Source organism: Streptacidiphilus albus JL83 (assembly GCF_000744705.1).
Taxonomy (GTDB): Bacteria; Actinomycetota; Actinomycetes; order Streptomycetales; family Streptomycetaceae; genus Streptacidiphilus; species Streptacidiphilus albus.
In genome coordinates, this window is the sequence record NZ_JQML01000001.1 from 4,039,213 (window position 1) to 4,050,566 (window position 11,354).

Consider the following 11,354-nt stretch of genomic DNA (forward strand, 5'->3'; position numbering starts at 1 on the left):
GGAAGCAACGAAACTCCGGTTGAACGGGGTGACCTTCCCAAGTCGCCCTGCCCCGCCGGAGTTTCGATGTGTCGTCAGTCTGCCACCGTCTGTCTGGTCAAGTCGCCCGCCCTGGCGGGTGTCGCAGCGCTTCCGCTGGTGGAGCGGTTGCGGGTGCTGCCCGATCCGCGTCGGCGGCGCGGCGTGCGTCACCCGTTCGTGGCGGTGTTGCTGGTCGCCGCCTCGGCGGTGCTGGCCGGCGCACGCTCGTACGCGGCGATCGGGCAGTGGTCCACCAGCGCCCCGCAGCACACACTGGCCCGGCTGGGCGCCCGAACGGTGGGCGCACTGAGCATCCGGGTCCCGCCCAGCTCCGCCACGATCCGGCGGGTCATCGGCCACGTCTGTCCCGGTGGCCTGGCCGACCTGACCGGCACCGATCCCGCGGGCGCGCAGTCGCTGGCGGTGGACGGCAAGGCCGCCCGGGGCTCGCGTCACGACCAGATCCCGGCCGCCCACCTCCTGGCCGCGATGACCGACCAGGGCCGGACCGTCACCCAGCTGCGCGTGCCCGACAAGACCAACGAGATCACCTGCTTCGCCGCCCTGCTGGAGCCCTACGACCTGACCGGGGTCACCGTCACCGCCGACGCTTTGCACACCCAGCGCGCCCACGCCCGCTTCCTGGTCGAGGAGAAGCACGCGCACTACCTGCTGGTGATCAAGGCCAACCAGCCGGGCCTGCACCGACAGGTGCGGTCACTGCCGTGGAAGGAGGTCACCGCGCGCCGCTACGACCGCGAGAGCGGCCACGGCCGAAAGGAGACCCGGGTCACCAGGACACTGACGGTCACCGACCTCGGACTCGACTTCCCGCACGCCGTCCAGGCGGTGCGGATCCTGCGCCACCGCACCGACCTCAGGACCGGCGCGTGCACCCGCCAGACCGTCTACGCGATAACCGACCTGACCTCGCATCAGGCCTCACCCCAGCGCCTGGGTCAACTCGCCAGGTCACAGTGGACCATCGAGAACCGCCTGCACTTCGTCCGCGACACCACCTTCCACGAGGACGCCTCGAAGATCCGCACCGGCCACGGGCCCGACAACATGGCCACCCTGCGAAACCTGGCGATCAACACCCTCCGCGACGCCGGACACCACAACATCGCCGCCGGCCTCCGCCACACCTCCTACGAGCCTTTCACCCGCCCACTCGACCTCCTGGGCATCGCCTGACCGGCGCACTCACAAGATCAAGAGACTTTGCAACGCCCCTGAAGCTGCGGCTGTGTGTCCTTGCGTTCATCGGGCCCACAACTGCCTGGATCCGCTGACATGGACGCGTCCTTGTGGAAGGCTCGGTGGATACCGGGGGGCTACGTCACACAGGAGTGCGTTTCGGTCCGTTCCCCGACAGCCCGGGCCGACCGGGCGGCGAATGTGGAGGGGACTTGGCCCGCGGTGAGAACGACGACGCTGCCCACCGCCTCATTGAAGCCGACTACCAGGTGCTGCTGCGTGGCGAGAAAGAGCGTGCGAAGCTGCGCCAGAAGGTGCGGCGCCGTGAGCAGGACCTGGCCGACTTCGTGAAGCCCGGTTGTATCGGACCTGCCTGCTGGTCGGTCTCCTCTGCTTGATGGCCGGCCTGGGTTGGACGGATCTGGCCTGGGGCCACTCTGTCCGGATGGTCCGGGGCGACATTGCCCTCCTCCTCGTGGGTGCTGTCGCGCTGCTCTGCGCGAGGGTCGTGAAGCCGAACTCCAACGGGTGGCGTATCAATGCCGAGGACGAACTCGAGGTCGACCGGGTGGCCCTTCGTTTCCTCGATGCGCTTAGCCAGCCCACGCTGGCTGTTCGGCGTGACTTCTACCGCGCGGACACGGCCGAGATCGTCGACCAGTATCAGCGTGACAGCCGCAAGTACCGTCGCGTCCACAACAGCCTGCAGTCCCTAATCATGATCGGGTCGGCGACGACCACCATCATCGGAGCCCTGGACTCGGGCAGCGACTTGACCTGGCAGAGTGCCACTATCGTGGGTGTCAGCTTCGCTATCACCCTGGCCGCGATGTTCACCGGCTACTACAAGTACCGCGAGCGCGCCTACTTCCTGCAGCAGACCGCCGACTCCATCGAGGAAGAGTCCAACGCCTTCCGGCTTGGCGTCGGCCCGTACAAGGAGTTCGACCCCGGCCAAGCGGACCAGGCCCTGGCCAAGTTCGCCTCCCGGGTCGAAGACCTGCGTAACGAGCAGCGCCGCCGCCAGCAGCAACTCGACCAGCCGGCCGACCAAGCAGACGCGGCGGCTCCCGCCCCGGCCTGACCGATGAACGGATCGTTGCCTTCGACGAGTTACACGAAAGGATTTGTTTCATCACCGAAGAGCCCTGGCCACCTACTCCAAACGAAAAACCCCGTCAGGGATCCAGCCGCCGAAATATCCCTCCAGCAGGTTGATGATCCCTTGAGGAGCCACCAGCCCTCGGTTTTCGGCAAGCTGCCCAAGGCTCCACCAAGCGTGCCGCCCGTCGTGACAGCCAACTGTTGCCGGCCGCGATTCAGGCACTCTCATGATGATTACAGCCAGCTGCAGTCGGCCCCCCTGCTCCCAGGTCGGGAGTGGTGCCGGCCAGACAGATCCAACTGAATCACCGAAGCGGAATTCAATGCCGCCAAAGGCAGCTCCCATGAATGCCCTGGCGGCAGCCCGTGCATCGCCTCCCGATGTAAACGGAACCTCTGGCGGCATCCACCGGTGGCGACAGCAGGCGCCACAGAGGAACAGACGCCTTTCGGCATCCGTGATCAAAAGCATGACGCGGCGTTCGAGACGCGGCCGTGGAATCCACATGAGACCCAAGATTCAGTATCGCTACTCAAGTAGCAAATCGACTCGACCATTCGTGTCCTTCTGATCGTTTCAGAATGAGTTGAGACGATGCGCACCGCAAGGTGAATCGGAGACCTTCCCGTGGCAGGGCCTCGTCAAAGTGCGGCCTTGGCCGACTTGTCTGTTTCTGCGGTGAACTGACGTCGCGGCCGCTGACCTTGATCGAGACCCGCCCCTGCGCCGCCATGTACTCCAGTCGCACTTCGTGATCTGACGACCGAGGCTTCGCCATGCCCGACGACCGAGGGTTGCTGTGACAGGGAGCGGTTGGGTGTACCCGCGTCCATCCTGGGCGCGCGCGGAACCCGATGGCTCCCGCGCGCCAGGCCGTGCAGACTGGCCTGATGATCAAGTCGCAACCGCCCTCCGCCGCCCTGACCTGGGCCGCCGAAATCGCCGGCGCCGAGGCCTCCGCACGCACCGTCCGTCGACTGGTAGGCGGCACTCACGCCGCCACTCATCTGTTGGAAACCGTCGACCCGGTAGTGGAGATGGTCCTGCGCCGCTTTCCGCCCGGTGACCGCGCCGCCGCTCGGGAGGCACGCGTGCTGGCGGCGCTCGACGGACTCGGTGGCTGGGCTCCCCGGCTTCTGGATGCCGACCCCGAGGGAAAGCGGTTCGGCGAACCCGCCACCATGATCACCCGTCTCCCCGGCCGTTCGGATATCACATCGCCCTCCCCCGAGGTGGCAGCGGTCCAACTGGGGCGTGCCCTGGCTCGCCTCCACGACGTCCCACTCGCCAGGCTCACCGGACTCCGCGACGGGATGGCGGCGGCAACCATATCGTCGTCCCGTGCCAAGGACGCCGGTCCCGCCGCACCGATCCTGGCAGCCCATGGTCATCGCCTCGCTGATGAACCACGCGTCCTGACCCATTACGACTACTGGTCGGGCAACGCCCTGTGGCAGCAGGACGAGCTCGTCGGCATCGTCGACTGGTCAGGGGCGTCCCTGGCGCCGCGCGGCTTCGATGTGAGCTGGTGCCGCCTCGACCTCGCCCTGTTGCACGGCCCGGACGCACCCGAGATGTTCTTGGCCGCGTACGAGGAGGCCGCCGGCCGGACCGTGCCCAACGCCATACTCTGGGACTTGTTCGCCCTGACCAACTCACACCACGGGGTGGAGACCTGGCTGCCGAACTACCACGATCTCGGCCGCACCGGCCTGAAAGCAGTCGACCTCCGCAGTCGCCATACCGCGTGGACCGACGAGCGCCTTGCGTGCTACCGCGCCCTCCCGTCCGTCAAGCAGATCTGAGGCCACGCTCGCCAAGGGTGCCAAGAAACGCACCCGGTCGGGTGCCGGTTCAGGCGAGGGCGGCAAGGCGTCGCTTGTAGTGGTGCCAGCGTGCGCGGGCTTGGTGGCGTCGTCGCCAGGCGGTCCATTGCAGGTGGAAGGCCATGCGGCGGGCTGCAACTGGAGTACACGTCGCTCGGTGAGCCGCAATTGTCAGATGTGCTGCATCCAGATGTTGGGTTCCACATAGATGCCCTGGTCGGTGGACCTGTCGATGTGCAGCAGGTTCAGGCCTTGCGGGATGACGTAGTCACTCGACTCGGGGAACACCATGCCGGTCCACTGCTCCCACTCGGAGACGGTGCCGGTCATGGTCTGCGAGGCGGGGGCCGCCGCGAGAATTCGGGCGCCCAGACGCCGGTGGGTACGGATCCACGGATCGAGAGCGCTTCCGTCCTGGCGGGTCCATCCCATGTACGCCTCGATCGACGCCAGCGGGTACTGCGCCTTCAATGTCGGGCGAACCGGTGCGATGACCCGCTGCCATCCGGCGTCCACGGCGAGCCCGCGCAGTGCGTTGAGGGTCTCTCCGGCCAGGCCCTGTCCTTTGCGTGCGGGCGTGACGATGGCTCCGCAGATCACCAGTGTGTCCGGTTCGATGCCCTGCTCCCGGCCCTCGACGGCGCGGATGATGGCGTCGGTGTAGCCGGTGGGGAGCGTTTCGATCCGTCCGTCCCACCGGATCGGTATCCCCCAGCCGGATGCGACCGGCACGCCGTGCTCATCGACCAGCATGAGATTGAGGTCGGTGAACCACTCCCTGATCCTGCCGATGTACTGCTTGACCAGCCGGTCGGCTGTGATGAACTCCGGGAAGCCCTCGCTGAAGAGCTCCTGCAGCTGCTCATCAGACCATTCACGCGCGTCTGTTTGCTCAACGATCAAGGTCACAGACCCGTTTATAGCGCACCTCCGGCAGGCCGGACGAGGGGATCGGACGCATGGCTTCGGCAGAGCCGCATGATGCCGGTCTCGTGGTCAGGTGATTCCGAGGAGGGCGAGGGGTCGGTGGGCGTTGCGGGCGTTGTGTCGCAGGCTGGCGGCGATGTTGGTGGTGCCGGCGAGGTGGAGGGCGCCGATGGCGAGGTTGCGCCAGGTGGCCATGGCACGGGCCCGATGCCTGCTTGCACGAGATCCGCAGGGCGCAGTCCGCCGGGGACCGTCCGGCACTGGGCGAGCCACAGGTCCCGCCGTCACCCGGAGTGCCACGGTCGACACCTGAACCGCCGTCACAGCGGCAGCCCAGGGGCTGCGGTGGAGGCAGATCTCAGGGGTTCGCCAAGCACCTCAGAGACCTGCTCTGAGCTGCACTTTCGCAAGAAGGGCGTTGGGAGATCGGAGTGCAGACGTTTGCGGCTCCGGCAGCACAGGGCCACTGACCTGCGGCTTCGGAATTACCCACACATCCCACTGAGGCGGGGCTTGCGGAAAACCTTGAGGAAAACCCACGGGTGGACCTCCGGCCAGATATTCACAAACGCCCTGACCAACCGCTGTGCAAGCCCTTGGATCGACCTGTGTTCCTGACACCGAAACTCGGGCCGCAGCTGCACAGCTGCTGACCACGGTCAGGATACCGGATCAGCGCGCCGGGGTTCGCCCTCTACACGGATCCCCTCCAGCGAGACTGCCTACACCAACCCTGAACTGCATGTTCATCAGTTAATCAGGGGATCGCCGGACTGATGGGCCGCCGGGAGCGAGGTGGGTCCGCAGCCTGAAATGTCCGTTCTGCGGAGCCCGGGCGGAATGCAGTCCACTGGCAGGCGCATTTTCGGAGGTCGATCCGGGCCGACAGCTGGAACAGGAGTGCCTGATCCCCGAAAGGCAGTGGTCCGCGCACTCCATTCGAGCTGGGGTGATCTCCACCGTCCCACCTGCGGCGCCCACGACGATGACGCCCCAGGGGGCTATCCCTCGTAGCTCCAGGCCCGGCCGGTCTGCCGGTACTCGTCCACCGGCAGCGGCTGGACGCCGGCCCTCATGCGCGAGAGGTAGAGCAGGCCGTCGAGGTGGTCGATCTCGTGATGGACCAGGCGGGCCAGGCCGTGCTCGTAGACCGTGGTGAGGGTCGAGCCGTCCAGTGTGGTGGTTTGCACCGTGATGGTCAGGGGGCGCGGAACCAGGCCGCGGACGTCGAAGAACGACAGACAGCCCTCGTACTGCTCGTCCGTCTCGGCGGAGCGGTCGGTGATGACGGGGTTCAGCAGCACGATCGCGGGGGTGCCGCTCTGGGCGGGCTGGACCACGGCGGCGGCGCGGGCGATGCCGAGCTGTGGGGCAGCGATGCCCATGCCTTTGGCGAAGGAGTGCACCCGGCCGATCGGGTCGAGCGAGGCGAACAGCCGGTCCACGACCGCCTCGGCGTCCTCGCGCTCGGCGGGCAGGCTGAAGGGCCGGGTCGGGTCGGTCAGGATCGGGGCACCGTGCTGGACCACCCCGAGGCTTCGCATCTGCTGACTGGGCTGCACCTGGATCACCTGAACTTCCCATCGTCGCGCATCGGTTCAGGAAGCGCCCGGAACCGCCACTCAAGACGGTAGCGGGCGTGAACGGCCGGTGTGGCCGTGGACCAGGTGAAGAGCCGCACGCCGTCCTCCTCGGTGCGGACCGGCGGAGTTCGCAGCGGGGATGCCTCCGCGCTCATGGACGTCTCGGTGCCCCAGACGACCGGGTCCAGGGCGGCGGGGAAGGCAAGTTGGACCTGCAGGTGCTCGGTGGGCAGGCGGACCGCGCGCTGGAACCAGCGGCCCCATTTGGTGTCGGCGACCGAGTAGGCGTACTCGATCCAGACGCTCTCGCCCGGGTAGGGGCCTGTACGGTCAACGGTGTAACGCCTGATCGAGGAAGAACACCTGATGAGCGACGTGATCGTGTCCGCTGAAGCGATCGATGAGGGTCGGCCGACTATGGTGTCGGCGGACCTGCTGGACGACCAGTTGATCGGCCAGCTGGTCGACCGGGCCAGGGCCGGCGGTCTGCAGCTGACCGGGGAGGGCGGGCTGCTGCAGCAGCTCACGAAGCGGGTCCTGGAGTCCGCCCTCGAGGGCGAGATCACCGACCACCTCGGCTACGAGAAGCACGACCCGGCCGGGGACGGGAGCGGGAACTCCCGCAACGGCACCCGGGCCAAGACGGTCCTGACCGAGGTCGGCCCGGTGGAGATCGAGGTGCCACGGGACCGCGACGGCAGCTTCGAGCCGCAGCTGGTCAAGAAGCGGCAACGGCGGCTGACCGGCGTGGACGAGATGGTGCTGTCCCTGTCCGCTCGGGGCCTGACCCACGGGGACATCTCCGCCCACCTGGCCGAGGTCTACGGTGCGAGCGTGTCCAAGACGACGATCTCCACGATCACCGACAAGGTGATGGAGGGCATGTCGGAGTGGCAGAACCGGCCGCTCGACCCGGGGCGGATTCCATCGGTGGTCGCGACATCGAGGAGAAGATCACGCCATGCCCAGGTATCCCGGAAACAGGCTCCCGCTCGCGGTGCCCAAGAAGTACTTCGAACTGCGTAGAGGTGGCCTGAAAGGGGCAGCCGCTGCCCGCCAAGTGGGCGTATCCGTCTCGTGCGGGTCCCTGTGGTTCACCAAGGCTGGAAGCATGATCCTTCCGGACGAACCGATCGACCCGCGCTTCCTGACCCAGGACGACCGGATCGCCATCGCCGACGGCCTGCGCGCCTACCGGCCCGCGGCCGTGATCGCCGAGGAGATCGGCAAGCACCGCTCCACCGTCTACCGCGAGATCGCCCGCGGGAGCAAGGACAGCGGCTCCTACGACCCCTTCCGGGCCCACAACCAGGCCATCCTGCGCCGGGCCCGCCCCAAGGACGAGAGGCTCCAAGCTGACTGCAAGCTAAGGGAGTTCGTCAATGACAAGCTCCAGCAGCGCTGGTCACCCCAGCAGATCTCACGCCACCTGACGAAGCACCACCCCGACCGGCCCGAGAAGCACCTGTGCCCGGAGACAATCTACCGAGCCCTCTACAACGGCATCCTCGACAAGCGCACGGCCAAGCTCCGCACCGGCCGCAACCGGCGCAAGAAGCAGCGCCGGGGCATACCCCTGACCAACGCGATACCCAGGATGCGCCCGCTCTCCACCCGGCCCCGCGCCGCCGAGGAGCGCCGCCAGGCCGGACACTGGGAGGGCGACCTGATCATCGGCAAGGGCCAGCAGTCGGCGATCGGCACCCTGGTCGACCGCGCCACCCGCTACGTCCGCCTGATCCACCTGCCCGCCGGTTGGAAGGCCCCCGAGGTCCGCGACGCCCTGGTCGAGCAGACCGCCGACCTACCTGCCAGGCTCAGACGCACGCTGACCTGGGACCAGGGCCGCGAGCTCTACCTGCACGAGCAGATCGAGGACCTCACGGGGTTCCTGGTCTACTTTTGCGACCCGCACGCCCCCTGGCAGCGCGGCACCAACGAGCACACCAACGGCCTGCTGCGCGAGTACTTCCCCAAGGGCACCGACCTGCGTCACTACACCGAACGCGACCTCACGCAAGTCGCCCGCCAGCTCAACGAACGCCCCCGTATCGTGCTCGGCGACCGCACCCCGGCCGAGGCCATGAGACGCTGGTCGAAGGAACTCGCCTACCGCTGAATCGCAACGACCAGTGGAATCCGCCCGGTGTACCCGGTGGTCTTCATTGACTGTATACATGTCAAGGTGCGGGATGGGCAGGTCGCGAACCGGCCGGTCTACGTCGCCCTGGCCGTGACCGTGGACGGCAACCGGGACATCCTGGGCCTGTGGGTCGGCGACGGGGGCGAGGGTGCCAAGTACTGGCTTCAGGTCCTGACGGAGCTGCGGAACCGTGGCGTCGAGGACGTGTGCATGGTGGTCTGCGACGGCCTCAAGGGCCTGCCCGACGCCATCGGAACCGTCTGGCCGCAGGCGATCACGCAGACCTGTGTCGTTCACCTGATGAGGGCGTCGTTCCGTTACGCGGCCCGCCAGGACTGGGACAAGTTCTCCAAGGCCCTCAAGCCGATCTACACCGCGCCGACGGCCAAGGCCGCCGAGGACCGCTTCCTGGACTTCCAGGAAGTCTGGGGCGCCAAGTACCCTGCCATTGTGCGTCTTTGGGAGAACGCCTGGGCGGAGTTCGTGCCCTTCCTCCAGTTCGACCCCGCGATCCGGCGGATCGTGTGCACCACGAACGCGATCGAGTCCGTCAACTCCCGCATACGCAAGGCCGTCCGCGCCCGCGGCCACTTCCCCAACGAACAAGCCGCACTCAAGTGCGTCTACATGGCCGTCATGAGCCTGGACCCCACCGGAACCGGCCGAAAGCGATGGACGATGCGCTGGAAGGACGCACTCCAAGCCTTCGACATCACCTTCGACGGCCGCCTCTCAGCCGGCCGTCGCTGAACACCCCCAACAACCCAAAGCCACCGTTTACTGGACAGACCCACCCGTGACGCACTGTTAGATGCTGATGCTCTTGGGTACTTGGGACGGCAGCAGGAAGGTGTACGGGCGGGCTCGTTGGGCGTTGCGGGCCTGGATGGTCTGTTCGGCTGCGGCGAGGTCCTGCTTGAAGCGTTGTGCTGCGGACGCGGCGGGGGTGAGCGCGAAGTCGAGTCCGTAGTCGCCGAGCGGGCTGCCGTGGACGGCGGCGAGGAGGGTGGCTGCGCCCGACTGCAGGAGGGCGACGTCGGCGGGTGGGAAGTTGTTCATCCAGTCCTGTTCGGTGTGGCCGGTGCCGGTGGGTTCGGGGGTGCAGCCGAACAGCGGGGCGCCGGGCAGGTAGGACATCCACTGTGACTGGGAGAAGTTGACTGCGGAGTGCTGCGGGCCGGTGATCCAGACCAGGGTGGTGAGGATGTCCACCAGTCCTTGGCGGTCCTGGATGCCGCCGGGGGTCGGCCCGAAGTCCTTGAAGTCGACTGCGGCGGCGAAGGCCTGGAGCGCGGTGTCGGCGCGGACCGCGGTGTCGCCGGCGTAGTTGGCGCCGACGAAGTCGGTGACCCAGGCGCTGATGGCGTTCCACAGCAGCATGCCGTCGTCGCGGTAGGGGTAGTGCGGCATGGTCTTCGTGTCGCTGGTGCCGTTCGCGGCGACGCGCCGTGGAAGTGCTGCGCCCTGGTAGGAGAAGTCGCGCAGGTGGCGGTCGATGAAGGCGTTCATGCTGGGCACGGTCGGCGCGGCCATCAGGTCGAACCAGGCACCCGGTGCGGTCAGCAGGATGGGCACCTGGCTGTTGATGAAGGGCATGCCCTCGAAATGGTGGCGCGCCAGGACCGCGACCGGATGCAGGTCGGGCAGGTGGGCCGCCGCGTCCAGGACGCGGCCGGCGACCAGGTGGGTGTAGGTCAGGTGGGCCAGGGACTCGTGCACGGTGTGGTGCGCGACCTGGACGCAGTTGCGGGCGAGCAGCCAGCTGTAGCCGTCGGCGGGGGTGTAGATCTGCCGGCCCGCCGGGTCCTGGCCGCACTGGATGGCGAACGGGAGAGTCGCGCTGCCGTCGGCGGTGACGCAGAAGGCGATCATCGGGGCGTACATGTGCTTGGCGGTGCCGTCGGTGTGGGGACCTGCGACGAGATCCGCGGTGAGCGCGTAGTCGGACCAGTAGAGGCGGCCCGCGGCGAGCGCCGTGTCCAGCGTGGGCGCGCCGAGTTCCGGGACGGCGGCGAGGTGCGCGGTGGTGATCGGGAACTTGCCGGGGACGGCGGTCATGCGCACCAGGCGGGTGGGGTCGGGTCCGGAGACGTACGACTCGGCGACCACGGCGTCGTTGCGGAAGGTCCCGGCGAGGGCCGGGAGGTCCAGCAGGGGCGGGGTGAACACCGCGCGGTAGCCGTCCTCGGTGTGCACGACGTCGCCGCCGACGACCGGGCCCGGGTAGAGTCCGACGAGCTCCTGGAGCGTGGCCGGTGGCCCGGTGAGCAGCCAGTTCGGGATGTTGGCGGCGGAGTCGCGGAAGGTCCAGCGCCCGGAGTTGACGACCTTCTGGTTGTTGCCGAACACACTGGTGACCGCGGGTGCCATCTGCGTGACCCAGGCCGGCGTGGGTCCGGGGACCACCGCCATCCGGCGCGGACCGCGCACCGGCGACCCGAAGGCCGCGGTCGGGCGGACGGCCGGGCCGGCCAGCGCCGCCACCAGGCCCGCCTTCAGCGCACTGCGACGATTGAGCTCCGCCATGGGTCACCCTCCACAGGAACCGT

10 protein-coding genes and 1 pseudogene are annotated in these 11,354 nt (G+C 67.8%); 7 read left to right on the forward strand and 4 right to left on the reverse strand.

What is annotated here, in order from left to right; genetic code table 11:
• The first annotated feature begins 66 nt into the window (after positions 1-66).
• The 4 genes from BS75_RS17450 to BS75_RS17460 all read left to right on the forward strand — a co-directional run bounded on the left by BS75_RS17450 (position 67) and on the right by BS75_RS17460 (position 4,131).
• Positions 67-1,218 carry an ISAs1 family transposase gene (locus BS75_RS17450; RefSeq protein WP_231607809.1) on the forward strand — a complete coding sequence of 384 codons (1,152 nt, stop codon included), beginning with the start codon at positions 67-69 and terminating at the stop codon, positions 1,216-1,218.
• Between the two features lie 215 nt (positions 1,219-1,433).
• A complete protein-coding gene (locus tag BS75_RS48310; protein ID WP_152646365.1) occupies positions 1,434-1,619 on the forward strand; it encodes a hypothetical protein in 186 nt (61 codons plus the stop codon).
• Positions 1,619-2,305 carry a DUF4231 domain-containing protein gene (locus BS75_RS46580; RefSeq protein ID WP_231607810.1) on the forward strand — a complete coding sequence of 229 codons (687 nt, stop codon included), beginning with the start codon at positions 1,619-1,621 and terminating at the stop codon, positions 2,303-2,305. The genes BS75_RS48310 and BS75_RS46580 overlap by 1 nt, the downstream gene beginning before the upstream one ends.
• Before the next feature lie 911 nt (positions 2,306-3,216).
• Entirely contained in the window at positions 3,217-4,131 is a 915-nt protein-coding gene (locus tag BS75_RS17460; RefSeq protein WP_034093234.1) for a phosphotransferase family protein, read from the forward strand.
• A gap of 192 nt (positions 4,132-4,323) precedes the next feature.
• On the opposite strand, the gene BS75_RS17465 is transcribed toward BS75_RS17460, so the two are convergent.
• The 3 genes from BS75_RS17465 to BS75_RS17475 form a co-directional block, all read right to left on the reverse strand.
• Complete coding sequence (locus BS75_RS17465; RefSeq protein WP_034088904.1) at positions 4,324-5,061, reverse strand: hypothetical protein; 738 nt, start codon at positions 5,059-5,061, stop codon at positions 4,324-4,326.
• Positions 5,062-5,148: 87 nt separating this feature from the next.
• Complete coding sequence (locus BS75_RS51505) at positions 5,149-5,274, reverse strand: hypothetical protein (RefSeq protein ID WP_269330720.1); 126 nt, start codon at positions 5,272-5,274, stop codon at positions 5,149-5,151.
• 806 nt (positions 5,275-6,080) lie between these two features.
• The gene (locus tag BS75_RS17475; protein WP_231607811.1) at positions 6,081-6,641 is read right to left on the reverse strand and encodes a peptide deformylase; all 561 of its coding nucleotides are present in this window, start codon (positions 6,639-6,641) and stop codon (positions 6,081-6,083) included.
• A gap of 438 nt (positions 6,642-7,079) precedes the next feature.
• On the opposite strand from BS75_RS17475, the gene BS75_RS17485 reads away from it, so the two are divergent.
• The 3 genes and pseudogenes from BS75_RS17485 to BS75_RS17495 form a co-directional block, all read left to right on the forward strand.
• Positions 7,080-7,688, forward strand: coding sequence for a transposase (locus BS75_RS17485; protein WP_267970551.1), 609 nt, complete (start codon positions 7,080-7,082; stop codon positions 7,686-7,688).
• Positions 7,624-8,781 (forward strand): IS30 family transposase, encoded by a 1,158-nt coding sequence (locus BS75_RS17490; RefSeq protein WP_034088906.1) that lies wholly within the window; start codon positions 7,624-7,626, stop codon positions 8,779-8,781. Before BS75_RS17485 ends, BS75_RS17490 begins: the two co-directional genes overlap by 65 nt.
• A gap of 27 nt (positions 8,782-8,808) precedes the next feature.
• Positions 8,809-9,555, forward strand: a pseudogene (locus tag BS75_RS17495) (IS256 family transposase); the annotation flags it as partial.
• 57 nt (positions 9,556-9,612) lie between these two features.
• On the opposite strand, the gene BS75_RS17500 reads toward BS75_RS17495, so the two are convergent.
• Entirely contained in the window at positions 9,613-11,331 is a 1,719-nt protein-coding gene (locus BS75_RS17500; RefSeq protein ID WP_034088908.1) for a lipoxygenase family protein, read from the reverse strand.
• Between the last annotated feature and the right edge of the window lie 23 nt (positions 11,332-11,354).